General features: G+C 52.5%; 24 protein-coding genes, 1 tRNA gene and 1 riboswitch. Of the genes, 12 read left to right on the top strand and 13 right to left on the bottom strand.

Annotation, left to right across the window (positions count from 1 at the left end):
- Positions 1-93: 93 nt before the first annotated feature.
- Positions 94-531, bottom strand: a complete 438-nt coding sequence (gene fur / locus IEW52_RS14075; protein ID WP_188630713.1) for a ferric iron uptake transcriptional regulator — start codon at positions 529-531, stop codon at positions 94-96.
- 176 nt (positions 532-707) lie between these two features.
- Between fur and IEW52_RS14070 the strand changes: the two genes are divergently transcribed.
- Together IEW52_RS14070 and IEW52_RS14065 are read left to right on the top strand one after the other, a co-directional pair.
- The gene (locus IEW52_RS14070; protein ID WP_188630712.1) at positions 708-1,175 is read left to right on the top strand and encodes a DUF4442 domain-containing protein; all 468 of its coding nucleotides are present in this window, start codon (positions 708-710) and stop codon (positions 1,173-1,175) included.
- A 132-nt stretch (positions 1,176-1,307) separates the two neighbouring features.
- Positions 1,308-1,550 (top strand): LPP leucine zipper domain-containing protein, encoded by a 243-nt coding sequence (locus tag IEW52_RS14065; RefSeq protein ID WP_188630711.1) that lies wholly within the window; start codon positions 1,308-1,310, stop codon positions 1,548-1,550.
- A gap of 144 nt (positions 1,551-1,694) precedes the next feature.
- On the opposite strand, the gene IEW52_RS14060 is transcribed toward IEW52_RS14065, so the two are convergent.
- From IEW52_RS14060 to IEW52_RS14040, 5 genes are all read right to left on the bottom strand, one after another.
- Positions 1,695-2,600 carry a L,D-transpeptidase family protein gene (locus tag IEW52_RS14060; protein ID WP_188630710.1) on the bottom strand — a complete coding sequence of 302 codons (906 nt, stop codon included), beginning with the start codon at positions 2,598-2,600 and terminating at the stop codon, positions 1,695-1,697.
- A gap of 115 nt (positions 2,601-2,715) precedes the next feature.
- The gene (gene fldA / locus IEW52_RS14055) at positions 2,716-3,243 is read right to left on the bottom strand and encodes a flavodoxin FldA (RefSeq protein ID WP_188630709.1); all 528 of its coding nucleotides are present in this window, start codon (positions 3,241-3,243) and stop codon (positions 2,716-2,718) included.
- A 46-nt stretch (positions 3,244-3,289) separates the two neighbouring features.
- A complete protein-coding gene (gene ybfE / locus IEW52_RS14050; RefSeq protein ID WP_188630708.1) occupies positions 3,290-3,574 on the bottom strand; it encodes a LexA regulated protein in 285 nt (94 codons plus the stop codon).
- 3 nt (positions 3,575-3,577) lie between these two features.
- Positions 3,578-3,799, bottom strand: coding sequence for a DUF2788 domain-containing protein (locus IEW52_RS14045; RefSeq protein ID WP_188630707.1), 222 nt, complete (start codon positions 3,797-3,799; stop codon positions 3,578-3,580).
- Positions 3,800-3,855: 56 nt separating this feature from the next.
- Positions 3,856-4,623, bottom strand: coding sequence for an alpha/beta fold hydrolase (locus tag IEW52_RS14040; protein WP_188630706.1), 768 nt, complete (start codon positions 4,621-4,623; stop codon positions 3,856-3,858).
- Positions 4,624-4,756: 133 nt separating this feature from the next.
- Here IEW52_RS14040 and seqA point away from each other — a divergent pair, with 133 nt between their 5' ends.
- From seqA to IEW52_RS14020, 4 genes are all read left to right on the top strand, one after another.
- Complete coding sequence (seqA, locus tag IEW52_RS14035) at positions 4,757-5,266, top strand: replication initiation negative regulator SeqA (protein WP_188630720.1); 510 nt, start codon at positions 4,757-4,759, stop codon at positions 5,264-5,266.
- A gap of 21 nt (positions 5,267-5,287) precedes the next feature.
- Positions 5,288-6,931 carry a phosphoglucomutase (alpha-D-glucose-1,6-bisphosphate-dependent) gene (pgm, locus tag IEW52_RS14030; protein WP_188630705.1) on the top strand — a complete coding sequence of 548 codons (1,644 nt, stop codon included), beginning with the start codon at positions 5,288-5,290 and terminating at the stop codon, positions 6,929-6,931.
- A 100-nt stretch (positions 6,932-7,031) separates the two neighbouring features.
- Entirely contained in the window at positions 7,032-8,057 is a 1,026-nt protein-coding gene (astE, locus tag IEW52_RS14025) for a succinylglutamate desuccinylase (protein ID WP_188630704.1), read from the top strand.
- 224 nt (positions 8,058-8,281) lie between these two features.
- Entirely contained in the window at positions 8,282-9,133 is an 852-nt protein-coding gene (locus IEW52_RS14020; RefSeq protein ID WP_188630703.1) for an outer membrane protein OmpK, read from the top strand.
- Positions 9,134-9,256: 123 nt separating this feature from the next.
- Here IEW52_RS14020 and IEW52_RS14015 read toward each other — a convergent pair whose 3' ends face one another.
- The gene (locus tag IEW52_RS14015; RefSeq protein ID WP_188630702.1) at positions 9,257-9,829 is read right to left on the bottom strand and encodes an HPP family protein; all 573 of its coding nucleotides are present in this window, start codon (positions 9,827-9,829) and stop codon (positions 9,257-9,259) included.
- Positions 9,830-9,953: 124 nt separating this feature from the next.
- Here IEW52_RS14015 and IEW52_RS14010 point away from each other — a divergent pair, with 124 nt between their 5' ends.
- A complete protein-coding gene (locus IEW52_RS14010; RefSeq protein WP_188630701.1) occupies positions 9,954-10,127 on the top strand; it encodes a hypothetical protein in 174 nt (57 codons plus the stop codon).
- An 86-nt stretch (positions 10,128-10,213) separates the two neighbouring features.
- Positions 10,214-10,304: transfer RNA gene (locus tag IEW52_RS14005), tRNA-Ser, on the top strand.
- 104 nt (positions 10,305-10,408) lie between these two features.
- Here IEW52_RS14005 and IEW52_RS14000 read toward each other — a convergent pair.
- The 3 genes from IEW52_RS14000 to IEW52_RS13990 all read right to left on the bottom strand — a co-directional run bounded on the left by IEW52_RS14000 (position 10,409) and on the right by IEW52_RS13990 (position 13,353).
- On the bottom strand, positions 10,409-11,545 hold the full coding sequence (locus IEW52_RS14000; protein WP_188630700.1) for a MalY/PatB family protein: 1,137 nt from the start codon (positions 11,543-11,545) through the stop codon (positions 10,409-10,411).
- A 60-nt stretch (positions 11,546-11,605) separates the two neighbouring features.
- The gene (locus IEW52_RS13995; protein WP_188630699.1) at positions 11,606-12,505 is read right to left on the bottom strand and encodes a LysR family transcriptional regulator; all 900 of its coding nucleotides are present in this window, start codon (positions 12,503-12,505) and stop codon (positions 11,606-11,608) included.
- A 74-nt stretch (positions 12,506-12,579) separates the two neighbouring features.
- Positions 12,580-13,353: a YciK family oxidoreductase gene (locus tag IEW52_RS13990; RefSeq protein WP_188630698.1), complete on the bottom strand. Its 774-nt coding sequence runs from the start codon at positions 13,351-13,353 to the stop codon at positions 12,580-12,582.
- Positions 13,354-13,528: 175 nt separating this feature from the next.
- Between IEW52_RS13990 and sohB the strand changes: the two genes are divergently transcribed.
- Positions 13,529-14,548 carry a protease SohB gene (gene sohB, locus IEW52_RS13985; protein WP_188630719.1) on the top strand — a complete coding sequence of 340 codons (1,020 nt, stop codon included), beginning with the start codon at positions 13,529-13,531 and terminating at the stop codon, positions 14,546-14,548.
- Between the two features lie 221 nt (positions 14,549-14,769).
- On the opposite strand, the gene astB is transcribed toward sohB, so the two are convergent.
- Entirely contained in the window at positions 14,770-16,107 is a 1,338-nt protein-coding gene (gene astB, locus IEW52_RS13980; RefSeq protein WP_188630697.1) for an N-succinylarginine dihydrolase, read from the bottom strand.
- Between the two features lie 333 nt (positions 16,108-16,440).
- Between astB and topA the strand changes: the two genes are divergently transcribed.
- Together topA and IEW52_RS13970 are read left to right on the top strand one after the other, a co-directional pair.
- Positions 16,441-19,071 carry a type I DNA topoisomerase gene (gene topA / locus IEW52_RS13975; protein WP_188630696.1) on the top strand — a complete coding sequence of 877 codons (2,631 nt, stop codon included), beginning with the start codon at positions 16,441-16,443 and terminating at the stop codon, positions 19,069-19,071.
- Positions 19,072-19,270: 199 nt separating this feature from the next.
- A complete protein-coding gene (locus IEW52_RS13970; RefSeq protein ID WP_188630695.1) occupies positions 19,271-19,432 on the top strand; it encodes a hypothetical protein in 162 nt (53 codons plus the stop codon).
- 77 nt (positions 19,433-19,509) lie between these two features.
- Here IEW52_RS13970 and lysC read toward each other — a convergent pair whose 3' ends face one another.
- The gene (lysC, locus tag IEW52_RS13965; RefSeq protein WP_188630694.1) at positions 19,510-20,850 is read right to left on the bottom strand and encodes a lysine-sensitive aspartokinase 3; all 1,341 of its coding nucleotides are present in this window, start codon (positions 20,848-20,850) and stop codon (positions 19,510-19,512) included.
- A 64-nt stretch (positions 20,851-20,914) separates the two neighbouring features.
- Positions 20,915-21,086, bottom strand: a riboswitch (Lysine riboswitch).
- 66 nt (positions 21,087-21,152) lie between these two features.
- Complete coding sequence (gene argA, locus IEW52_RS13960) at positions 21,153-22,481, bottom strand: amino-acid N-acetyltransferase (protein ID WP_188630693.1); 1,329 nt, start codon at positions 22,479-22,481, stop codon at positions 21,153-21,155.
- A gap of 302 nt (positions 22,482-22,783) precedes the next feature.
- Between argA and nhaD the strand changes: the two genes are divergently transcribed.
- On the top strand, positions 22,784-24,229 hold the full coding sequence (nhaD, locus tag IEW52_RS13955) for a sodium:proton antiporter NhaD (protein WP_188630692.1): 1,446 nt from the start codon (positions 22,784-22,786) through the stop codon (positions 24,227-24,229).
- The last annotated feature ends 450 nt before the right edge of the window (positions 24,230-24,679 follow it).

Here is a 24,679-nt window from a genome sequence, read left to right as displayed (position 1 = left end):
ATGACTCGCTCCTCTCTCATCCCTGTACTGTCTTAACGTCAGCCATAAAAAAAGCCGCAGACTCTGCGGCTTTTTTGTGATTGTCATGGACATTTATTTGTCGTCATCATTATGAACACATGGGCTGTCGTGGCAGTGACCATAAAGGTACAGGCTGTGGTTGGTCAACTTGATGTTGAACTCACCGGCAATAATGTGCTGACGCTCTTCAATGATTTCATCGTGGAACTCGATAACCTTACCGCAATCGAGGCACACCAGATGATCGTGGTGTTCCTGAGTGGCCAGCTCGAATACCGACTTGCCGCCTTCAAAGTGATGGCGAGTCACGATACCGGCATCATCAAACTGGTTCAGCACACGATAAACGGTAGCCAAACCAATTTCTTCGCCCTGGTCGATCAGTAGCTTATAGAGATCTTCGGCGCTCACATGCTGAGTGTCGGGATGTTGGAGCAGTTCAAGGATTTTTACGCGGGGTAGCGTCACCTTGAGGCCTGCTTTTTTCAAAGCTTGATTGTTGTCAGCCATAAGAATAAAAGTTTCGCATTTCGTGTGGTTATTGCTTTCATTGTGCTTGTTCCTGTCCTTAAAGGCAACCGCAAATCCGATTTTGGCGGCTTGTGCAATGACCTGGGGCAATAACTCTGTCAGTCCGGTGTATTTTTGCTAATATCGAATTTATTTCTACTGGTCTGATGAGATAGATGAAGCAGATATTTGCCCACCCTCGCTTGCTGAAAACGTTGTTGAATTGCTGGCCTCCTTTTTGGGGGGCGGGTATTCGTATTGAACAGCTAGGCCCGGATTATCGTTTTTGTCGCGTTGCTTTGTCCTTGAGGTGGTGGAACAAAAATGCCAATGGTACCCAATATGGTGGCAGCCTGTTTTCGATGACAGATCCTGTCTACTCGATGCTGTTAATGGGAATTCTGGGAGAGGGTTATTATATCTGGGATAGAGCCGCCAGCATCACTTTTATCAGACCCGGGCAGGGCCGGGTTTTTGCTGATATTCATTTGAGCCAAGAGCGGCTTGATGAGATACTCAATGCGACCCAAGATGGTCATAAGCACTTTCCTCAATTTCGTATTAATATTGTGGATGAGGAAGGGAGATTGATCGCCGAGGTAGAACGAACTCTTTACGTGCGCAAAAAACAAGCAAGCCGATAATGAGGGCGGGTATAGAGCAAATTTTCCTAACGTCATGGTTTGTAAAATAATTTGCGGTTAGTAGGGAACTTCGTCCATACTTGGGGTGACTAAGTAGTCTTTTTGACTATCCATAGAAACAAGGAGCATGTAATGCGCAATAAAATGATGTTGGTTGCTGGTGTTGTTGGTACTTTGATGCTGGCCGGTTGTAGCTCAAACACAGCTATGGAAACTAAGCTGGACGGTCTGTCTCAGGACATCCAAGCAGTTCAACAGGGTCAGCAAATGAACTCTGCCAAGATCGATCGTTTGGCTGCTGACGTTGCTGAAGCTCGCGCTTCTGCAGACCGCGCTAACTCTCGTCTGGACCAGATGGGTCGTTACACCAAGTAAATTTGGTTGTTACGAAAAAAAGCCTGGCTTCGGCCAGGCTTTTTTTTGTCTGCTATTCAGCAGTACTTTCTGTCTGTCGGGCTGTTGTACAAAAAAATGCCCGGTTTTGCCGGGCATTTTTTGTTCGCTATGGCCCTGTTTGTATCAAGGAAGCTGGCCTACAAGCTGAGGCATGCCTTGACGATGACTGATGATTTGCTCGATGAGCTCACGGTTGGCGCCTTGCTCGATAAGAGGCGTGAGCTTGCTCATATCCAGAGGGCGGTCGTCGGCCAGGCCTTCTGGTGTCAATGGCTCGTGAGACTCAATAAACGTCTGACCATATTCATCGGTGCTGACTTTAAGTGCCTGATTCACAATTTGAACCTGCACGCCCTTGTCGACTTGTGCGAACAACCACTCGACGTGCTCGGGATACATGCGAATACAGCCGGCGCTGGCACGCAGTCCTACATCCAATGGGTCGTTGGTGCCGTGGATCAGGTACTCACCGCTGCCATAGGCAAGGCGCATGGCATACTGGCCCAGTGGGTTATCAGGTCCAGCAGGTACCACAGCGGGTAGTGGTTTGCCCATCTTTTCGTACTCGCGACGAGTCGTGGTGGTAGGCGTCCAGGTAGGATTCTTGCGCATCTGACTGATGCTGGTAGTCATTTCCGGTGTCGCTCGGCCAACTCGACCAATACCAATCGGGAACACATACACGTCGCTGCCATCTTCCGGATAGTAGTACAGTCTCAGCTCGGCCAGGTTAATGACGATACCCTTGGTATCGGCGCGAGGTAGCAGCAATTGGTTCGGAATCACCAGTTCTTGCCCGGGTTTTAACAGAAACAGATCCTGATCCGGGTTGGCGGCCAGCATCAGGATAGGGCTAACCCCATAATAGCGGGCGAGACTGGCAAGGGTGTCGCCTTCCTGGGCGGTATGCAGCAGTATCTGACCCACCGGCTGACCTTTATTTTCCGGCAGGGGCAGGGGAGTGATGTTGGCTAGCGCCGAGGTGGCCGGCATTAGCAGGGCTAACAGTAAAATACTTAACTTTTTCATAATGAAATTCTCGCAAAAATCGTCTTTGTCATACTGGCGTGCCAGATCTGTCAATGCGTCAAGATACAAAAAAGGGACGCGCCTTCGCATCCCTTATCAGACCTGAAATAGCGGATTAAGATTCCAGCTCTTGCAGGCACATTTCCTCGTATATCTGCTTACACCAGGCTTTTACCCGATCTTGAGTCAGTTCGGGCTGGCGATCTTCATCAATACCCAGGCCAATAAAGTTGGCATCGTCTACCAGAGCCCGGGAAGCTTCAAATTCGTAACCTTCGGTTGGCCAGTGACCGATGATAATGGCACCTTTGGGTTCAATGATTTCACGCAATGTGCCCATGGCATCCAGAAAGTATTCTGCATAGTCTTCCTGATCGCCACAACCAAAGAGAGCGACCAACTTATCATTGAAGTCGATGTTTTCAAGCTCGGGGAAAAAGTCATCCCAGTCTGCCTGAGACTCGCCATAGTACCAGGTAGGAATGCCCAGCAGCAGTAAGTCAAAGTTGGCGATATCTTCTTTGGTACTTTTCGCAATATCGTGTACCTCGATCAGATTTTTACCCAGCTCTTTCTGGATCATCTTGGCGACGGCTTCGGTATTACCGGTGTCACTTCCAAAAAACAGACCTACACTTGCCATAATAATGTTGTACCTGTCTAAAATGTGGATGGTCAGGCCCGTTGGCCTATTGGCTGTCCTGCTGCTCAAGCTGTTGTAACAGCAAGGCCTGGATCAAATCGGCTCGGCTAAGCTGCTGCTCGGCGGCCAGTATATTCAGTCTATTCAGTAACGCCTGATCGACCTTCAGCTCAATGCGGCTCAGGCCGCGTTCGCGATCACGCTTGAGTTGATTGCGCTTGTTGTATTTCAGTTGTGCTTCACGGGGCAGAGGATTGGTTTTTGGTCTGCCACGCCGTCGTTCGTCGGCAAATAAATCCAGCGTTGTTCTGTCTGTTTCTTGCTTAGCCATGGGTCAACCGATGCCGCCTCCTTCCCAAGCGGCTTCAATGATGCCCTTGGCTATAAAGCCGGCACAGCCTAAAAACAATACGGCCCAGACAATATAACGACCGAATTTCGGAACGTTGCCCCGTTTGAGTACATCTTGGATAGCCAGCCCAATCAAGAGAAAGATGGCTACAAAAAAGAGCTTAAGACCCACGCTTTCCAGGAGCTCAATTTGTTCTAATGACATCGCACAGTCCGACCGTTATAAATTGGCGCCACTATAGCATAAAGGATTTAAGGCTGTTAACTGGCCTGAGCCAGGAAATCCAATACCAGCCGATTAAACAATTGTGGTTTTTCTGCGTGCAACCAGTGGCCGGTGCCCGGGATAACCCTGGCTTTGGCATGAGGAAACTGACGTATTACGTCGGCTTGATACTCGGGGAGCAGATAATCGGACTCTCCGCCCTTGATAAACAGCACCGGGCCTGTGTAGGGCGCCTCAAGGCCTGGCCAGTTCATGATGGTGGGGTAATGCTCAAGCAGCGCCGTTACGTTAAAACGCCAGGGCGAGGAGTGACCTGGCACGAACGACTTCAGCAAAAATTGGCGCACCCCCATGATCTTTACATGCTCACTCAATACGGCATCGGCCGTTTTACGATCATCGCAACCGGCAGCGATCACGGCCTGCAAGCCGGCAAACACCTCGTTGTGCCGAGCCTGGGTATAGGCCACCGGCGCCATGTCTGCCACCACCAGCCCGCCAATCACATCAGGTGCCATACCGGCGGCCATCATAGCTATTTTCCCGCCCATGGAATGGCCTATCAAGACCGGACGTTCCAGCTCGAGTTGAGCGATCAACGCCAGAATATCCTTGGCCATATCTTGATAACTGATGTGCTCACTGCGTGGCGACAGCCCATGATTGCGTACATCAACGGCAATCACATCATAATGCTCGGCCAATGCCTTGCTCAGGCCATTGAGATTATCCAGGCTGCCAAATAAACCGTGGATGACAACAACCGGCTGGCCTTTGCCCTGGCGGCGAAAGTTCAATTGCATGGGTATTTCCTGACGAAGGATCAAGGGTGATATTGTTGCTCGAGCGAGCTTAAGGCGCAACCTGCTTGGGCACATCGCCTGCTCCATGTATAATCAGGCTCCGTCATTGGGAGTGGACATGCCAGGAAATATGATGAAAACCATAGAGGTAGATGAAGATCTTTATCGTTACATTGCCAGCAATACGCGGCATATCGGTGAAAGTGCCTCGGATATATTACGACGCCTGCTGCAGATAGAGCCGGTGGCGCACCGGGTTGAGGCGCAAACTACGCCGTCGACCAAGGGCGCCCCTGCTAAAGTGGGGCAGTGCATAGCACAGATGCTGGAAAGCGAGGCCTTGGCTGAACAAGAGTCGGCCATCGATCGCTTTATGCATATTTTGTCGGTGATGTATCAGGATAATCCGGTCGCGTTTGCCCAGGCCAGCGATATCAAGGGGCGTAAACGCATTTATTTTGCCGACGACGAAGCCGCTTTGCTTGCCAGTGGCAACACCACCAAGCCAAAAGCCATTGCGGGCAGCCCTTATTGGGTGATCACCAACACCAATACTGGACGCAAACGCAATATAGTAGCCCAGTTAATGGCGGCCATGGGCTATCCCCACAGTTTGATTGAACGGGTGTGTCATAGCATCTAAGTCAGAGATAAGGAAATGGTTATGAGCAGACACCCCAGAGCCGGTATGCGTGCCAGCACCGCCGAGCTGGTGAATATTCCGCGGTTAATGGCCGCCTATTACCAGCTGCGTCCTGATGTTTCTATTCCTGAGCAGCAGGTGGCGTTTGGTACCTCGGGCCACAGAGGGTGCGCGCTGGACTCCAGCTTCAACGAGTCGCATATTCATGCTATCTGCCAGGCGATTGCCGAGTATCGGCAGACACAGGGGCTAACCGGACCCTTATATCTGGGCATGGATACTCATGCCTTGTCGGAAGCCGCATGGGGCTCGGCGCTTGAAGTATTAACCGCCAATGGAATTGAAGTCAGAATTCAGTCAGATCGCGGTTATACCCCCACCCCGGTAGTGTCTCACGCCATTCTTAATCACAACCGCGCACATCCGCATAGCCTGGCCGATGGCATAGTGATTACCCCGTCTCATAACCCTCCTCGTGATGGGGGTATCAAGTATAACGGTGCCGATGGTGGCCCCGCATCCAGCGCGGCTACCGGCTGGATTCAGAACAGAGCCAATCAGCTTATTACCCATCAGGGTGACGGTATTTGCCGTCAGTCTCTGAGCGAGGCACTGGCGCAAGCGGTGGCTTTTGATTATATCGAGCACTACGTGGCCGAGCTTGGCGAGGTGGTGGACATGGCCGCCATCCGTGACGCGGGCATTCGCATCGGTATCGACCCGTTGGGCGGGGCCGGCCTGGCCTACTGGCCACACATTGCCGAACGTTATGGTCTGGATATTACCGTGGTCAATCCCAGCCAGGAGCCGACCTTTTCATTCATGTCCCTGGATCATGACGGCAAAATCCGCATGGATTGTTCCAGCCCGGACTGCATGGCCAACCTACTGGCGATGAAAGACGAGTTTGATATCGCTTGCGGTAACGATCCCGATTATGACCGCCACGGCATTGTGGATGGTGAGGGGTTGATGAATCCCAATCACTATCTGGCGGTGAGCATTCATTACCTGTTTACTCACAGACCTGCCTGGTCAAAAGAGCTGGCGGTAGGCAAGACCCTGGTGTCATCTTCCATGATCGACCGAGTGGCTGCCCAGCTGAACTGCAGACTGATGGAAGTGCCAGTAGGTTTTAAATGGTATGTGAACGACTTGCTCGCAGGCCAGCTTGGCTTTGTGGGTGAAGAAAGCGCCGGCGCCTCGTTTTTACGGATGAATGGTCAGGTATGGAGTACCGATAAAGACGGTTTTATTCCTTCTTTGTTGGCGGCAGAAATATTGGCGGTTACCGGGCTGACGCCTCATCAGTATTATGCGATGTTGGTGGAACAGCTGGGCGATCCGGTTTATCGTCGAGTGGATGCGCCGGCCACCTTTGCCCAAAAACAGGTGCTGGCCAAACTGGATGCCGATGCCATTGATGCCGCCACCCTGGCTGGAGACCCCATTATTGCCCGGCTTACTGAAGCACCCGGTAACGGGGCCGCCATTGGTGGGCTCAAGGTGGTGACCGAGCAGGGCTGGTTTGCGGCCAGACCCAGCGGTACCGAGCAGGTATACAAAATATATGCCGAGAGCTTTCGTGGCGTCGCCCATCTCGATCGCCTGATTGAGGAAGCACAAATGCTGGTCAGTGCCACCTTTGCCAAGGCTGGCGTCTAAGTAAAGAGGGCCTTGTATACCCCATTATCATGGCTGAATGCCGAGCAATGGTGTTGAGACAGGGCCTCTCTTTTTTTGAGGTGAGTGTGAGGTGAGTGTAATGAACGCAAGCCAGCTTGATGATTTTTTGGCGCTAAGCCGAGCCAACCCACAATTTCTTGCCCCCTTTAGTGAAACGCTTCCCGATGGCGGACAAGTACAGGTATGGGATACCGGCGTAATATGCATTGAGCCCGTTGTGCCAGCCAGCAAAGATGTCGTGCTGTCGTGTGGTATTCACGGTAATGAAACCGCCCCCATCGAACTCTGTGCTCGACTGTTGGCCGATATCCTCAGTGGGCGCATTGTCTGCCGACAGCGCCTGTTACTGATTTTTGGTCATCCCACCGCCATGAATCTGGGGGTGCGAGAAGTTGAAGAAAACCTGAATCGCTTGTTTTCTGGTGCTCATGCCAAGGGCGACCGTCAATCCATGGAGCGGCAACGTGCCGCACGGCTTGAACAATACGTTACGCGGTTTTTTCAACACAGAGACGCAACCGAGCGGCTCCATTACGATTTGCACACCGCGATTCGTCCCTCACAGTACGAGCAGTTTGCTATCTACCCCTTCACTCACGGCGCTCCCTATCATAAGGGACAGCTGGCTTTTTTATGTGACTCAGGCGTCGATACCATCTTGCTGGCCCATGGCCCTACCATGACGTTCAGCTACTTCAGTGCGCACCAGTTTGCTGCGCATGCCTTTACCGTCGAGCTGGGCAAGGTAAACGCGTTTGGTCATAACGATGCCAGCCGGGTAGCTAAGCTGGAAAACAATTTGACTCAGCTATTGCAAACGCCTGGCTGGCAGCCTCCACCGCTGGATCTTGCACGCATTCGTGTATTTAAAGTGTGCCAGGAAATCATCAAGCAAAGTGAACACTTTTGTTTTCACTTTGCCGATACCGTGGCAAATTTCACGATGTTTTCGCCGGGTACTCTGTTGGCACAAGACGGTTCTCGGCAATGGCGAGCGGGTGACAATGCAGAAGCGGTGATTTTTCCGAATGCAGGTGTTGCTCTGCAGCAGCGTGCGGCATTGATGGTAGAGGCGGCTGAATTAAGCGCCGACAGGCTTTACTGACGGGCGGTGAAGACAAAGATAAACGATCGAGAAAGCTGCGTTAGATCACAATGCAGACCTTTGGTTTCATTTTTTAATTTTTTTTGTGAACAAAATGTAGCTTTTTGGTGTCGTTCTATGTAATTATTTTTGTGCATCAAGATAACGCTGTAAGCACACAGGTGACGCCGTTAAACGTTATAAAAACCAGGACGTCATACTTCGAACAAGTGAGGGAATCACGAATGAAGCAAATTAGTAAGCGTATTTTCACTGTCTCTGCTCTGGCTCTGGCCGTCTCTGCCGCCCCCCAGGTGAGCGCCGCCAACTGGTCTGATACCTATGTGGGCTACCGTTACGGCTCTGATTTCACAGAACCGTTTAACCCTAATGATGTTGAAAAGCACATCCTGCAATTGACTCATGCCAGCGGCTACGACTATGGTCAGAACTTCTTCAACCTTGATTTGCTGCAATCCGATAATATGGACCAAGCCAATGGTGATACCAGAGGCGAGGGTGACGGTGCTTTTGAAGCTTACCTGACTTACCGCCATCAGCTGCATCTGGGCAAGGTATTTGATACCGACCTGAGCTTTGGTCCGGTAAAAGAAGTGGCACTGACTGCCGGTTTTGACTTGAACACCAAGAATACGGCCGTAGCTCCTCGCAAGCAACTGTTGCTGGTGGGGCCGACCCTGAAGTTTGCCGTGCCTAAAGGCTTCCTCGACTTCAGCGTAATGTACGCTCATGAGCGTAATCATAACGGTACAAAGCCGACTGCAGAAGAAAGAGACATTACCTATAATGACTACACCGTCTACAACGTGAGCTGGGGTCTGCCCTTCCAGGCCGGTCCGGTACCGATGAAGTTCCAGGGCTTTGGTAACTACAACACCGCCAAAGGCCAAGGCACCACCGATGAGCAGCTGGTGCGGACTTCTCTGATGGTAGATGTGGGTCAGCTGGCCTTCAACAAGAGCAATACCGTCTGGGCTGGTGTGGGTTACGAATACTGGAACAACAAGTTCGGTATCACGGGCAAGCCCGGTGTGGATACTCATGCACCAACTTTCAACCTGGAATGGCATTTCTAATCGAATGACCGTCCATCGCTAACCACTCCCGTTAGCCAAGAAAAAAGAGCGCCTCGGCGCTCTTTTTTGGTTGCTGTCGTCTGCCATTAGCTCAAATTTGTACCATCTGACTCCAAAACAGCATCAGGACGATTCGTTGATATTGCTTTTAGCAGCATTAGCAGCATTAGCTGCAGTAGAGCCGGGCTGGGAGGACGCCACGTTTGCTGCTTTCTTGTGGGCTTTAGGGCCAAAGGGATAGCGGCGGTGCGTAAAAATATAATGGTAAACACTGGCAAAGCCGATCATGAACAGGGTGCCAAACAGAGTGGGCAGAAGAAAGTCCATCGGCACTAATTCGGGGTCGGCTAAATAAATCAATATAGGGTTGGCACCGGCGGGAGGGTGCAGGGTGTCGGTTAACACCATCAATGTAAAACTTAAACCAAAGCAGACTGCCAGGCCAATCATGGGGTCGGGAATAAACTTGAGACCAATAATCGTCAGAATAGTGGTGAGTAGATGTCCTAAAATTACATGCTTGGGCCGAGACAAAGGGGCCGAGGGCAGCAATAATAACAACACCAAGGTTGCCCCCAGCGGTGCACTCAATACCATGAAATGAGTCCAGTCTTTCAGGTAACTCAGTATGATCACGGCGGTAAAAGCAGCCAGGCCGGCTAGGGTGGCGTCGCGTAGTCGGTGTTTAAAGTGCATATAACCTCAGTGCAGAATAGTCATTATGGATAGCGTTGGTACACTATAAAAGTGTATTCAAAATGCATATAAATTAAAAGGCAGGCGTACCATTCTAGCGTTATAAGTTAGTACCGGAGGCGATATGAATGAACATGAGTCATTACGAAAAGCCTTATCCTGGTTACTGGAGCACAAGAAAATTGAGGGGCCTCTGATTGCCGAGGCCAGCCAGCGTTTTGATTTGTCGCCGCTGGATGAAGCCTTTTTGCGGCAATATTTTGTAGAACGTGGGCAGTATAAACCCGAAAACAACTAAAAAACCATCATAGTGGCGAATTAGTCGGCAGTTGAATCATCAACTGTTTACAGGCGGTCTGACTATCAGTATTATTCGTCTCGTTCGGAGGGGTGGCAGAGTGGTTGAATGCACCGGTCTTGAAAACCGGCATGGGTTTATAGCCCATCCAGGGTTCAAATCCCTGCTCCTCCGCCATAAAAAACGAGAAAGGCCTTGCTGTAAAGCAAGGCCTTTTTTGTATCTGTCAATAAAGAATGTGAGGAGTGAAACATAACCTCCTCCTCACATTCAATAACGGCTTAACGCTGATGAATGGCGTTGATCATGCGATCCAGTGCTTCTTCCAGCATGGCGCGCGAACAGCCGAAGTTAAGTCGCACAAAGTCGCTGCCACCAAACTGGCCGCCAGGGGACAAGCCCACACCAGCTTGTTCAAAAAAGGCCACCGGGTCGTCCAAATCGAGGGCACTGATATCAACCCAGGCCAAATACGTGGCTTCGGGAGACAGTACCTTAACACCGGGTACCTGATTAAGGCGTTCTACCAGCAAATCCCGATTTTGGCGCAAGTAATCCAGCTGTGCGTCCAGCCAGTCATCACCGTCCTGATAAGCGGCTTCGGCGGCCACAAAGCCCAGTAGATTCACGTCGGCCATAATGCCGCGGGCGGCGCGGGTAAAGCGGTTGCGCAACTCGGCATTGGGAATAATGGCAAACGAGCAACACAGCCCGGCAATGTTAAAGGTCTTGCTGGGCGCCATCAGGATCACGCTGCGGCTTGCCGCATCGGCATTGAGGGCGGCATAGGGAATGTGCGGCTTGCCTTCGTCGAGCAACAGATCGCAGTGAATTTCATCGGAACAGATAATCAGGTTATGGCGCTCGGCAATCTCGTTGATTGCCAGTAGCTCTTCCCGAGTATAAATGGTGCCACCCGGATTATGCGGGTTGCAAAACAATAACAGCTCGCTGTGTTTGGCTTGTTGTTCCAGTTGCTCGAGATCGGGTAACCAGCGACCGTCTTTTTCTACCATTTCTACATAAGCCGCCTTGCGGCCATGAAACCCAGGGGCATGTAAAAACGGATAATAGATGGGCTTGGCGGTGATCACCGGGCTATCGGGGGCGCTGAAGGTCTGACAGGCAAGGTTAAGTGCCGGTACTACACCTGGCATATAAACCAGCCAGTCGGCTTCTATTTGCCAATGGTAGCGCTCGGCCATGCGCTTGATGATCAGTTCGGTTAACTGGGGGCTGGGCCGGCTATAGCCAAAAATGCCGTGTTCAACGCGCTCGGTCAACGCCTGGATGACGGCGGGGGGGGCCTTGAACTCAGTATCCGCAACCCACATGGGTAATATATCTGTGCCTTCATATTTCAGCCACTTGAGAGCACGGGTGGGGCGGCGGTCTATCCACTGATCAAAATCAAACATTGGGGTTCCTTGTCAACTGTTAGGCGTTCAGCATAAGGAAGCCGCTTCACGCTGGCAAGATCAAGCGTCCGCTCTGTTGTCATCGGGCAGGCCGTAATGATGGCGAATAAGGGTTAACAGCAGGCTGGCGGCAGGGCCGAGCGGGGTGGTGCGGGGCAGTATCAGATGGGTAAATCGCTTGCGCAGGATCTGGCTGGCCACGGGCAGACGCGTGAGGCTATCGGCTTCAATCAAGGGGGCAACTACCTCGTGCGGCAGCCAGGCAAAGCCGACTCCTCGGCGCAGCAAAGACAGCGTATCGTGCAGATGATTGATAATCCAGGGTTGCGTTGTGCCCTCCCAGCCTGCTTCTGGTTCATTCCCCTCGGCCAGTACCAATTCCAGCTCTGCTTCCAGCTCATGGGTACCTACCTCATCCAGAGTTGCCAAGGGATGACTCGGGGCACAAACAGGCACATATACCGTTGTGGTCAGCGCCAGGCTGGTCACCCCGCTAAAGGCTCGACTGGCAAACACCATATCGGCCGCCTGCTTGGCAACCACGGCTTTGCAGCCGGCGGGTTGTGCTTCCAGCAGGTGAATGCGGCAACCGCGAGAGCGCTTCGAAAAGTCGGCCAGAGCCTGATAAAAAGGCTGCCGTGGCAAAGAGGCTTCTACTACCAGGCGCAAAACAGGCTCCCACCCGCTGGCCAGTATATCAGCCAGTGATTCCAGTTCTTTTATGTCCTGGGTCAGCTTGCGTGAACGACGCAAAAAAACCTCACCTTCAGGGGTAAGGTACGCCTTTCGCCCCCTTACCTCTAACAAAGGCACCCCCAACCCCTGCTGCAATTTTGCTACCGCATGGTTGAGAGACGACTGACTTTTATTCAGCACTTCAGCGGCTTGAGCATAGCCACCCTGGTCGACTACAGCCTGAAAAATACGCCATTGCTCTACCGTACTCTTTGGTCGATACATGGCCTGTCACATCCTTTTGACAATCAGCTTAAATCAAGCGTTTGAGCTGAAATTGAACACATATTCGGCCTGAGTTATGACGCCGAGCCGTAAAGAGGGCGCACCTTGTCTGGCTGGGCATCAAGAGACTGGCCATTGATTTGCTGGCTATCTTTGCCCATCAGATAAAGATAGAGCGGCATTATCTGCTCAGGCGTGCGCAGGCTGGCGGGATCTTCGCCGGGGTAGGCGCGCGCGCGCATGTCGGTGCGGGTAGCTCCCGGATTAATGCAGTTGACTCGTACTGTGGTATTGCTCAGCTCGTCGGCAAGTACCTGCATCATGCCTTCGGTGGCAAACTTGGAGATGGCATAGGTACCCCAGTAAGCTCGACCCTGTTTACCCACGCCCGAACTGGTGTAAACAATAGAGGAATGCGGTGTGGCTTTTAACAGGGGCAAGAGCGCCTGAGTCATCAAGAACTGCGATTTGAGGTTAATCTGTATCACCTTGTCCCATTCGTCTTCGCCAATCATTTCAAACGGGCTGAGTACGCTCAGATGACCGGCGTTGAACAAGACACCATCGAGGCGGCCAAACTGTTGCTTCAGGGTTTCGGCCATATCCCGATAATGGTTTTTGGTGGCGCCGAGCAGATCCAGGGGAATAATAGCCGGCTCCGGGCTGCCCTGAGCCACCAATTCGTCGTAGACCGCCCCCAGCTTGTTGACGGTTCTGCCCAATAACACCACGGTGGCCCCATGAGCACCATAATGCAAGGCAGCCTGGCGGCCGATACCGTCGCCTGCGCCGGTGATCAGAATCACTTTATCGTTCAATAAATCGGAAGCTGCTTGATAATCGTGCATATCGGCTGTGTTCTCTTGGTCATCATCAATGTAATAGGATCAAACCAGACTCTGGTGCGGGATGCTAGTACTCCAGACCAAAATCAAGCAAAAAAGGCCATTGGTGTTCGCAGGCAAGGCTCTTACAATGGGCCATTAACCTGGCTAACGAGTGATATCTCAAGGAAACATCATGTTGGAATTTGTATACGAGTATGGCCTGTTTGCGGCCAAAGCGTTGACCTGGGTCATCGCCATTGGCGTGGTGGTGGCCTTGATTGCAGGAGCGGCCACGCGGCAAAAACGCGGTGGCGACAAGCTGGAAGTAGAAGACATGAGTGCCGAGTTACGTCATCAACAGCAGCAGTTGCAGTTGGCATCGGCCCTCAACGATCACGAACGAAAAGCCCTTAAGCAGCAGTTCAAACAGACGGCCAAAGCCGAAAAAAAGCAGGGCGAATCCGGCTCGCGGCTCTATGTACTCGACTTTAAAGGCAGCATGGATGCCCATGAAGTCTCGGGCCTGAGCCGTGAAATCACCGGGTTGCTGCAACTGGCCAAGGCTGGGGATGAGGTGCTGTTACGTCTCGAGTCTGGTGGCGGTGTGGTACATGGTTATGGCCTGGGAGCCGCCGAGCTGGCGCGATTAAAAGCCAAGGGGCTGCACCTGACGGTGGCGGTTGATAAAGTTGCCGCCAGTGGCGGTTACATGATGGCCTGTGTGGCCGAGCGGATTATTGCCGCCCCTTTTGCCATTATCGGCTCCATTGGCGTGGTGGCCCAGCTGCCCAACTTCAACAAATTTCTCAAGAACAAAGATATTGATGTTGAACTGCACACGGCGGGCGCCTACAAGCGCACCCTGACCCTGTTCGGTGAAAACGACGACGAAGGTCGCGCCAAGTTTCGTGAAGAGCTGGAGGTAATCCACCATCGATTCAAAGACTTTATTGCAGAAAACCGTCCGGCATTGGCGCTGGACAGAGTCGCCACTGGCGAGCACTGGCTGGCCACCGATGCCCGTGAGCTGGGTCTGGTCGATCAGCTGTCTACCAGCAGTGAGTATTTGCTGGAGCAAAGTGCCAGCAAGCGGGTTATCCGCTTACACTTTACCCCCAAGCAAACCCTGAAACACAAGCTGGGCAAGGCGGCAGAAGCCGGAGTGAGTCGCGCTGTGGTCAAGCTGCTGGAAGCCGGCCAACGGCCGTTTAGCTAACTAAAAAAGACTAAATACTTCTTTGCCACGGAATCCACGGAAAATTAAGATGAGGTAAGAACGAAACTTTTTAGGCGAAAAGACCTTATAAATAAAAGGTCTTTCGCCTTTTCACTTGGCTGTCTTTACGTCCGTGGGTTCAGTGGCAAAATAGGTTTAGATTTGGCCTTTAAGAGCAATGTTGTCGTCTTCTTCACTCTTTCCCCTTCGCTCTTTACGTTTTATTGCTGAAACGGATATACGGAGCCTAATTGTAAAATCTGGGTCAGTTCATCCAGTGCCGTGCGCGACTGTTGCAGCAGGGATGGGTCCCGCAAGTCATTCAGACTCAGGCGGTCGCGATAATGCTGATCAACCCAGTGATTAAGACGAGCAAACAGAGCCTCGTTCATCAGACAGGCCGGATTGGTCGCCGCCAACTCCGCTTCATTTAACGCCACCCTCAGTCGCAGGCAAGCTGGACCGCCGCCGTTGCGCATGCTTTGCTTCACATCAATAAAGTGCACTTCCTTGATGGGGGTATTCAAGCCGGGCAGCTTGTCCAGGTAGGCTTTTACACTGGCAATATTGGCACATTCGGTTGGGGCAATCAGCGCCATGTGGCCGGGTTTGAGGGTCACAATCTGGGTATTGAACAGATAGCTGGCGATGGCGTCCATCAAGGGAACGTCGGCGCTGGGCACTTCAATGAAAAACAGCGGTGTATCCGGCATTTTCTGGCGAATATCATGCAATACGGCCGGTGTATCCCAGAAGGCTTCCTGATGGTAGAACATCACATTCTGGTTACCTACCGAAATCACGTCATTATGAAACACGCCCTGATCGATCACCTTGGGATTTTGTGCAATAAAAATGGCGGTGTCTTCATTCAATCCGTGCAGACGCGCCACGGCGCGAGAGGCTTCCAGGGTTTGTCGGGCCGGATAACGCTGTGGTGCGGGCAGGCTGGCATCAAAGGCGCTACGTCCATAAACGAACAACTCTACTCCCGCTTGATCGTAATTGGCACACAGACGAGTATGGTTGGCCGCACCTTCGTCACCAAAGTAGTCGTTGGCGGGCAGCGCGGCGTGATGGCAAAAATATTGCTCGTCGGCAAACACCTGGCCCAAAATCCGACCCGTTACCTCATGTTCGATAGAGCGATGAAACTTGTTGGTCAGATTGGCCGGCGTAAAATGCACGCGACCGTCCTGGGTGTCGGCGCTGGGTGAGACGGTCGCGGCATTGGCAGTCCACATGCTGGAGGCCGAACAGCAGGCCGCCAGCAGGGCAGGGCTGTCGCGATAGGCTTTTTCCAGCACCTGGGCATCGCTGCCACTAAAACCAAGCCGGCGCAGTGTGACCATGTCTGGCCGCTCCTGAGGCGCCAATACGCCTTGCACCAGGCCAAGCTCGCTCAGTGTCTTCATTTTTTGCAGCCCTTGCTTGGCGGCCTGCTTTGGGTTGGAATGCTCCAGGGCATTATGCTGTGAGGCGACATTGCCATAAGACAGGCCGGCGTAGTTATGGGTAGGTCCGACCAGGCCATCAAAATTTGCTTCACACTGAGCCATTATATTGTCCTTATAAACGGTTAAAACGCCTAAGAAAATTCTACCGCGAGCCATTATAGGTGGATTTATGGAGGAGTTGTAACCTAACATTAACAACAGTCATCACCTTTATGATAACAATGCATAAAAAGCGGTCGAACAGGCAGCTGAATCAAAAAAGCGGTTGATTCCTGTTGGTATCAAGGTGTTAATAAGTACATATAAATTCAATTATTTTTTTCCGGCTCTCGCCTGGCAAGTTTGCATTTTGCGGCATATTCACTTATACAGCCGTCATTACCTTGCCGCCGGACCCCGAATGCGGGCCAGACCTTAAGGATATAAACGCGCTTTATGAGTAAATCGCTGGTTATTGTGGAATCGCCTGCAAAGGCAAAGACCATCAACAAATATCTGGGTAAAGACTTCATCGTCAAATCCAGTGTCGGCCATGTGCGGGATCTGCCCACCGCCGGCTCCTCTGTCGCTAAAAAAACGGGGGCCAAAAAAACAGATACCAAGCAGCTGAGTCCTGAAGAAAAAGCGATACTCAAGCAGCAAAAAGAACAAAAGGCGCTTATCGCCCGCATGGGCATAGATCCCAACAATGGCTGGAAGGCCAACTATCAGGTGCTGCCGGGAAAAGAAAAGGTGGTGAACGAACTGCAAACCCTGGCCGAAAAAGCCGATATCGTCTATCTGGCAACGGATTTGGACCGCGAGGGGGAGGCAATAGCCTGGCACCTGAAAGAGCTGATCGGCGGTGACGAACAGCGCTTCAAGCGGGTGGTATTTAACGAAATTACCAAGTCGGCCATTCAGGACGCGTTCAGCCAGCCATCGGAATTAAACCAGAATCGTGTTAATGCCCAGCAAGCCCGTCGTTTTCTCGACCGGGTAGTGGGTTACATGGTGTCGCCTCTGCTGTGGAAAAAAGTGGCCCGCGGTTTGTCTGCCGGTCGCGTGCAGTCGGTTGCCGTGCGTTTGCTGGTAGAAAAAGAACGTGAAATCAAAGCCTTCGTACCGGAAGAGTACTGGGATATTCAAGCCGAACTGAGCAACGAGCAGAAACTGGCGTTGTCGATGGCGGTGGCCAAATATCAGGGCAAAGAGTTCAAGCCGGTTAACGAAGCACAGACCATGGCGGCGGTTGCCACCCTCAAGGCCAGTGAATTCAAGGTGGTCTCTCGGGATGATAAACCCACCCAGAGCAAGCCACCGGCGCCCTTTATTACCTCAACCCTGCAGCAAGCCGCCAGTACGCGACTGAGCTTTGGGGTGAAGCGCACCATGATGCTGGCGCAGCGCCTGTACGAAGCTGGCTACATTACCTATATGCGTACCGACTCGACCAACCTGAGTCAGGAAGCGGTCGCCAGCGCTCGTGATTACATTCAAGAGCAGTATGGCCCCAGCTATTTGCCGGAAAATCCGAACGTATACAGCGCCAAGGCCAATGCCCAGGAAGCGCACGAGGCGATTCGTCCCTCGGATGTGACCCTGAATGCCGATCTGCTGGATGGCATGGAAGCCGATGCCAAGCGCTTGTACGATTTGATCTGGCGCCAGTTTGTGGCGTGTCAAATGGTGCCCGCCCAGTACGACAGCACCACCATTACCGTGGGTGCCGACGATTACGAACTTAAAGCCCGTGGCCGTATCTTACGCTTTGCCGGTTGGACCAAGGTGCAGGCGGCGGCTCAGGGCCGCAAAGGCGAGGATACAGTGCTGCCGGCAGTGCAGGCCGGTGAAGTACTCACCCTGGAGCAACTCGAGCCCAAACAGCACTTTACCAAGCCCCCTGCGCGCTTTAGTGAAGCGGCTCTGGTACGCGAGCTGGAAAAACGCGGCATCGGCCGTCCATCAACCTATGCTTCCATTATTTCGACCATTCAGGATCGCGGCTACGTCAAGGTAGAAAGTCGTCGTTTTTATGCCGAAAAAATGGGTGAGATTGTTGCCGACCGGCTGCAGGAAAGCTTTGCCGAGTTGATGAACTATGACTTTACCGCGCAAATGGAAAGCAAGCTGGATGAAATTGCCGACGGCGAGCTGAACTGGACCCAGGTGCTGGATGCCTTCTATGCCGAGTTCAGTGAAGATTTGGGCAAGGCCGAATTGCCGGCAGACGAAGGCGGCATGCGCGCCAATGAAATGGTGTTTACCGATATCGATTGCCCGACCTGCGGTCGTAAAATGGGGATTCGTACCGCCAGCACCGGGGTGTTCCTGGGCTGTTCCGGTTATGCACTTCCGCCCAAAGAGCGCTGCAAGCAAACCATCAACCTGGTGCCTGGTGATGAATTTGTACTGGCCAATGACGAAGAAGCCGAAACCGATGCGCTGCGCGCCAAACATCGTTGTAAAAAATGCGGCACCGCCATGGATGCCTATTTAATTGACGATAAACGCAAGCTGCATGTCTGTGGTCAAAACCCCGATTGTGACGGTTACGAGTTGGAAGAAGGTCAGTTCAAACTGAAAGGTTATGAAGGTCCGGTGATTGATTGTGATCGCTGCGGTGCCGAAATGCAGTTGAAGACCGGCCGCTTCGGCAAATACATGGCCTGTACCAACGAAGAATGTAAAAACACCCGCAAGATCTTGAAAAGCGGTGAAGTTGCGCCGCCAAAGGAAGATCCGGTGCACTTGCCAGAATTGCCCTGTACCCAGTCCGACGCGTACTTTGTGCTGCGCGATGGGGCGGCGGGTATCTTTATGGCTGCCAGTAATTTCCCCAAATCCCGGGAAACCCGGGCTCCCTTGGTGGAAGAGCTGGTGCAGTTCAAAGACCGGTTGTCGCCCAAGTTTTTGTATCTGACCGAGGCGCCGACCCAGGATCCTGATGGCAACAAGGCCGTGGTTCGCTTCAGTCGCAAGAACAAGGAGCAGTATGTGATGACTGAAATCGATAAAAAAGCCACCGGCTGGACCGCCCATTACGTCGATGGAAAATGGGAACAGCGGCAAAAAGGTAAAAAATAATCTGCAACAAGGCCAGCGTTTACGCTGGCCTTGTTGTTTGCAGGAAAAGGTATGCAGGGATATATTTTATAACAGAGCTTACAGGATCGAGCTCGTACGACTGTGTTGGCATAAAAGTGATAGGGGACGGCTACCTTGCCTGCGATTAAATAACAAGGATGTTAATTCGATGCAGGCTTGCCTGCTTTCAGGAGTGAATATGGATATTCATGAAGTGAGACCCGGCATGATTTGCCACACAGCAGACGGCTCCGGCTATGTGCTGGAAGTTGATATTCAAAACCAGCTGGTATTGTTACAGCGGGAAGATGAAACCATTCCTTTTCAAGTGCATGTCAGCGAGTTGATAAAAGAGCAATAGCGCTCGCTCCACCTTGGTGAGCCATTCCGGCAATAATGAAAAAGCCGTCTTTCGACGGCTTTTTCATGGGGTTGGAATTACTGCTCGGACAGTAATTCGGCATGCAAGTCGTTAATCACCTGATTGGCGTTGTCTTCGGGAACTAAGAAACACAGATTATGCGGGCTGGCGCCGTAGCAGATCATGCGTACATTGACGTCTTCCAGTGTTTTAAACACCCGAGTGCCGGTGCCACTGACGTCACTCATGCGGTTACCAATCAGCGCGATCAGGGCCAGACCTTCTTCCACCTTGAGATGGCAGTGTTTGTCCAGTTCGGCCCGCACTTCTTCGGTTAATGCCTCGGCACCCGAGTCCAGCGTCAGCGACACGCTGATCACCGAGGTGGTAATCAAATCGACCGAGATTTTATGCCTGGCCAGAATACCAAACACTTCGGCCAGAAAGCCGTGTACCTGAAACATGCTCTGGTTGGTCAGCGTCAGCAATACCTGATTGCGACGCAATGCCAGGGCGCGGAACAGTGGCTGGCTATCGGTATTGTTACGGATCCAGGTACCGCCGGCTTCAGGCTCTTTGCTGGAACCGACAAACACCGGAATCTGCTGGCGCACGGCGGGCTGCAAGGTAGCCGGGTGCAAGACCTTGGCACCAAAGGTGGCCATTTCCGAGGCTTCGCTGAAGCTGATCTCGGCGATGGGACGGGCATCGCTGACCAGGCGTGGGTCTGTGGTATAAATGCCCGGCACATCGGTCCAGATTTGTATGGCCGTTGCGCCCAGCGCTTCGGCCAGCAAGGCCGCAGAAAAATCGCTGCCGCCCCGGCCCAGCGTGGTGGTGCGTCCGTCTTGTGCCGCACCAATAAAGCCCTGGGTGACGACCAGCTGATTGCTGGCTAATGGCTTGAGCTCTTTGTCCACTTCGGCCTGCAGCGTGGCCAGGTCGGGGGTGGCACGACTGAAGCGATCGTCGGTGCGCATGACCTTGCGTACATCAAACCACACGGCCTGGGTGCCGCGATGGCGCAACAGCTCGACGAAGAGTCGGGTCGACATCAATTCCCCTTGCGACACAATCTCGTCGTGCAGCGCCTTGGTGGGGCTGATGGCGGCACTGTCGGCCAGCTCTTTGATATGAACAAGAATGTCTTCGATGTGCCGGGTAAGCATTTCGGGCTTGTCCAGGCTGTTCAGAATACCCTGCTGGATCTCGGTTAACTGTTGCAGCAGCGCTGCGCGAGAGTCGGGTTGATGTTCGCCCGAGGCCAGTGCCACTAATATGTTGGTTACGCCAGAGCTGGCGCTGAGTACCGCTAGGCGGGTATCGGGATTTTGTTCGAGAATGGTGGCACAGCGGTGCATGGCTTGTGCGTCTACAACGCTGGTTCCACCAAATTTAGCAACAGTTAACTGACTCAAGTGCAGCTCCTTCACAGGTGCAATAATAACAAATAACGGGAAACGGCTGCAGGGACGGAAAATGTCACTTAGAAGCACGCCACCCCTAGGTGACAACCCGAAGGATTCAGCCCTCGTGGCCGAGGAAAATACGTCATCCCCGTATTTTCCTCTCGGCGTTATCTCCCCTGACCGGCGATCTCTAGAGTGGATGCTCTTTCTGCCGGCTGCCTGAATAACGCGCCTCTTCTGCCCAATGACGGGCCACCACATAAGTACTGATTCTGCCGATAGCTGTCAATACATAAGTGGCTAATTTAGGGTTAAAGCAGATCTTTCATCATGATTTTGGAGCGCCGTTGAAAATTATAAAGTGCCTGTTTACCCATGGGCAAGGCACTGACATCCACCGGCTCGAATCCCCGCTCCCTGAACCAGTGAATGGAGCGGGTCGTTAAAATGAACAGTTTGCTCATGCCGCGCTTCTTGGCTTGCTCTTCTATTTTATGTAACAGCATGTCGCCGCGGCTGCCGCGACGATAGTCATGGTGAATGGCCACACAGGCCATTTCTGCCATCGATTCCTCAGGGAAGGGATACAAGGCGGCACAGCCGATAATGGCACCGTCTTTTTCAATAATGGTGAACTGATCCACTTCCATTTCCAGCTGCTCGCGAGAGCGACGCACCAGTATGCCTTCTTCTTCCAGTGGGCGGATTAAATCCAGAATACCGCCAATGTCGTCAATGCGTGCCTGACGGGCCTGCTCGGCACTCTGACTGACCAGCTGGGTTCCCAGTCCGTCTCGGGTAAACAACTCCTGAATAAGAGCGCCATCATCCTTGTAGCTCACCAGGTGGCTGCGCGGCACACCGGCGCGACAGCTGGAAATGGCGGCCCGCAGGTAGCGTGCGGTGCCGGACAGGGTATCGCCGTCGGCCAGGAGTCGCTGCAGGTGTTCTTCTGCCTGCTCGGGAAACAGCTCGGGTATCGCCACTCCCTCTTCATCAAGCACACCGTGCTGAGAACAAAAACCAATCAGCTTGGTGGCTTTCAGCTCTATGGCCAGCCGACGTGCCAGCTCTTCAGAAGACAGATTGAAGCTTTCACCTGTGACCGAAAATCCGATAGGGGAGATCAGCACGGTGGCGCCATTGGCCAGCTGATGATGAATGGTATCGGTATGAATGCGGCGCACGCGGCCCGAATGCTGATAGTCAACACCATCATCCACTCCCAGCGGCTGAGCCGTGACAAAATTGCCGGTGACCACGTTGATGCGGGCATTTTGCATTGGGGTATTGATCAGACCCATCGACAGGCGCGCCATTATGTCCATTTGCAAGCCGCCGCATACGTCTTTGATAATACGAAAACTGTGTTCATCGGTGACGCGGGTGTGCTTGTGAAACACGTTGTCAAGACCGGCTTCCGCCAGACCCCGATCAATTTGCGGACGCGCACCAAACACGATGACCAACCGGATCCCAAGGCTGGTGAGCAGCGCAATATCACTGATGATATTGGAGAAGTTGTCCTGATCGATGGCTTCGCCGCCCAACATGACCACGAAGGTAGAGCCCCGGTGAAGATTGACATAAGGGCTGGACTGTCGGAATGCTTTCACCAAAGCCGCATCGGTATCGCGCACGGATAATCCTTTAAAATGGCAGAAATAAAGACGCATAATCGTGAAAATTAATGCAAAAAACAAGACTAAATATTTACTTTTCCCTGCTGAACGCACGAGAACCTGCCCACGCAGAAGTAAACTGCCAACATGACATCATGGTCTGCGCCCGAGCACGGCATTTTGATTTGAAAAATGCGAGCGAGCCCCAATAATGCGACCTGCCTTGATATGGGCTTTATGTTAGGCTTCAAACGAGGGGTAGCAGTAGAATCTACCTCACTCGTAGCTATAGCCAAAATAACAAAAGCGAGAAAAAAACAATGCAAAGGAAACTGTGCTTATTCACTCTTGGGGGGCTGATGGCACTGTTCAGCACCTCGGTTTTTGCGGCCGAGGTGCCGCTTGATTTAACCCGTACTCCGGTCGGCATGTTCGCCGTCATTGTCTTTGTTATTGCGTATCTGCTGGTCATGGGCGAAGAATACCTGAGTCTGCGCAAATCCAAGCCTGTGCTTATCGCGGCAGGCATCATATGGGTAGCCATTGGCTGGACCTATGTCAATTACGATATTCCCGGTTTAACAGAAGAGGCATTTCGGCATAACTTGCTGGAATATGCCGAGCTACTGCTGTTCTTGCTGGTGGCCATGACCTACATCAATGCCATGGAAGAGCGCGGATTGTTTGATGCGCTGCGGGTGTGGATGGTGCGCAAGGGCTTCAGTTACACATCCTTATTCTGGCTAACCGGCTGGCTGGCGTTTTTTATCTCTCCCGTTGCCGACAACCTGACCACGGCCTTGTTGATGTGTGCCGTGGTGATCAAGGTGGGAGAAGGGGACAAGCGTTTTATCAATCTGTGTTGTGTGAACATAGTGGTGGCGGCCAATGCCGGCGGCGCCTTCAGTCCTTTTGGCGACATCACCACCCTGATGGTATGGCAAGCCGGTATCATCAAGTTTAACGAATTCTTTATCCTGTTTATTCCGGCGGTGGTCAACTATTTGCTTCCCGCCCTTGTGATGAGCTTTTTTATCGAGAAGCGTCGACCGGCCGCTGTGTATGACAATGCGGTGCTAAAGCGGGGCGCGTTTCGAATTGTGTTTCTGTTCTTGCTCACCGTCGCCACGGCGGTGGCCTGTCATAGTTTGCTGAATCTTCCTCCGGTACTGGGCATGATGACCGGACTGGGATATTTGCAATTTTTCGGCTACTTCTTACGCCAGACCCTGCCAAGTTCGATAGCGCGCCAACGTGTCATGGCGAAAAAACGCGGAGACGAAGAAGCACTTAAACGCCTGGGCAGTGTGGTGCCCTTTGATGTGTTCAGCCGAGTGGCCCGAGCCGAGTGGGACACGCTCTTGTTCTTCTATGGCGTGGTAATGTGCGTGGGCGGCCTTGGTTTTATGGGGTATCTGGCACTGGTATCCGAGATGCTTTACGGTGGCTGGGATGCCGTATATGCCAACATTGCGCTGGGGATAGTGTCGGCGGTAGTCGATAACATACCCGTGATGTTCGCGGTATTGACCATGGATCCGGAAATGTCTCATGGTAACTGGTTGCTGGTTACCCTGACCGCCGGTGTGGGCGGTAGCCTGTTGTCTGTCGGTTCGGCTGCCGGGGTGGCGCTAATGGGCCAGGCCCGTGGCATGTATACCTTTTTTGGTCACCTCAAGTGGGCCCCGGTGATCATGCTGGGATATGCGGCCAGTATTCTGGTTCACCTCTGGCTAAACGCCGATAGTTTCAAGGTGTTCGGTTAAGCCATAGCGGTAATGAATCAGCCCCATCAATAAAGCCCCTGTTCGCTCACGCAACAGGGGCTTTTATATATACGGCTGACGCCTGCAGACCATCAGTAATCCTGTGTTTGTGCCGTCATCCTGACGGACGCCAGGATCTCCCTGTAAATTTTGTTGCACCTGATACCAATTACAGTAAAGGTCTGATCATCTTTGAGACTGAATACCTGAGGCACCATGGCCACCTCTTTTCACGCACCGAGTTGCCTTTAGGCAGCACTACCAGGCAACTCCGTAGCATCAAGGAGGATGAAGGGATCACCTCCACCGACCATCACATGACAAGGATGTCATGTGCTGAGCGTCACAGGGATGATGAGATGGACACCTCTTGTGCAACCGGCGTCATTACGCGCCATATTTGGGTTACCCACTCAAATATCATCACAAAAGGTGTCCACTATGAACATT

Origin of the sequence: Oceanisphaera marina, from assembly GCF_014643915.1 — a bacterium.
Taxonomy (GTDB): Bacteria; Pseudomonadota; Gammaproteobacteria; order Enterobacterales; family Aeromonadaceae; genus Oceanimonas; species Oceanimonas marina.
This window is presented reverse-complemented; position numbering and strand designations above follow the sequence as displayed.

What these genes read in the sequence shown, in the direction of transcription:
- fur (WP_188630713.1), bottom strand. Translation starts at nt 531, where the DNA reads ATGGCTGACAACAATCAAGCTTTGAAAAAAGCAGGCCTCAAGGTGACG.
- IEW52_RS14070 (WP_188630712.1), top strand. Translation starts at nt 708, where the DNA reads ATGAAGCAGATATTTGCCCACCCTCGCTTGCTGAAAACGTTGTTGAAT.
- IEW52_RS14065 (WP_188630711.1), top strand. Translation starts at nt 1,308, where the DNA reads ATGCGCAATAAAATGATGTTGGTTGCTGGTGTTGTTGGTACTTTGATG.
- IEW52_RS14060 (WP_188630710.1), bottom strand. Translation starts at nt 2,600, where the DNA reads ATGAAAAAGTTAAGTATTTTACTGTTAGCCCTGCTAATGCCGGCCACC.
- fldA (WP_188630709.1), bottom strand. Translation starts at nt 3,243, where the DNA reads ATGGCAAGTGTAGGTCTGTTTTTTGGAAGTGACACCGGTAATACCGAA.
- ybfE (WP_188630708.1), bottom strand. Translation starts at nt 3,574, where the DNA reads ATGGCTAAGCAAGAAACAGACAGAACAACGCTGGATTTATTTGCCGAC.
- IEW52_RS14045 (WP_188630707.1), bottom strand. Translation starts at nt 3,799, where the DNA reads ATGTCATTAGAACAAATTGAGCTCCTGGAAAGCGTGGGTCTTAAGCTC.
- IEW52_RS14040 (WP_188630706.1), bottom strand. Translation starts at nt 4,623, where the DNA reads ATGCAATTGAACTTTCGCCGCCAGGGCAAAGGCCAGCCGGTTGTTGTC.
- seqA (WP_188630720.1), top strand. Translation starts at nt 4,757, where the DNA reads ATGAAAACCATAGAGGTAGATGAAGATCTTTATCGTTACATTGCCAGC.
- pgm (WP_188630705.1), top strand. Translation starts at nt 5,288, where the DNA reads ATGAGCAGACACCCCAGAGCCGGTATGCGTGCCAGCACCGCCGAGCTG.
- astE (WP_188630704.1), top strand. Translation starts at nt 7,032, where the DNA reads ATGAACGCAAGCCAGCTTGATGATTTTTTGGCGCTAAGCCGAGCCAAC.
- IEW52_RS14020 (WP_188630703.1), top strand. Translation starts at nt 8,282, where the DNA reads ATGAAGCAAATTAGTAAGCGTATTTTCACTGTCTCTGCTCTGGCTCTG.
- IEW52_RS14015 (WP_188630702.1), bottom strand. Translation starts at nt 9,829, where the DNA reads ATGCACTTTAAACACCGACTACGCGACGCCACCCTAGCCGGCCTGGCT.
- IEW52_RS14010 (WP_188630701.1), top strand. Translation starts at nt 9,954, where the DNA reads ATGAATGAACATGAGTCATTACGAAAAGCCTTATCCTGGTTACTGGAG.
- IEW52_RS14000 (WP_188630700.1), bottom strand. Translation starts at nt 11,545, where the DNA reads ATGTTTGATTTTGATCAGTGGATAGACCGCCGCCCCACCCGTGCTCTC.
- IEW52_RS13995 (WP_188630699.1), bottom strand. Translation starts at nt 12,505, where the DNA reads ATGTATCGACCAAAGAGTACGGTAGAGCAATGGCGTATTTTTCAGGCT.
- IEW52_RS13990 (WP_188630698.1), bottom strand. Translation starts at nt 13,353, where the DNA reads ATGCACGATTATCAAGCAGCTTCCGATTTATTGAACGATAAAGTGATT.
- astB (WP_188630697.1), bottom strand. Translation starts at nt 16,107, where the DNA reads ATGGCTCAGTGTGAAGCAAATTTTGATGGCCTGGTCGGACCTACCCAT.
- topA (WP_188630696.1), top strand. Translation starts at nt 16,441, where the DNA reads ATGAGTAAATCGCTGGTTATTGTGGAATCGCCTGCAAAGGCAAAGACC.
- IEW52_RS13970 (WP_188630695.1), top strand. Translation starts at nt 19,271, where the DNA reads ATGGATATTCATGAAGTGAGACCCGGCATGATTTGCCACACAGCAGAC.
- nhaD (WP_188630692.1), top strand. Translation starts at nt 22,784, where the DNA reads ATGCAAAGGAAACTGTGCTTATTCACTCTTGGGGGGCTGATGGCACTG.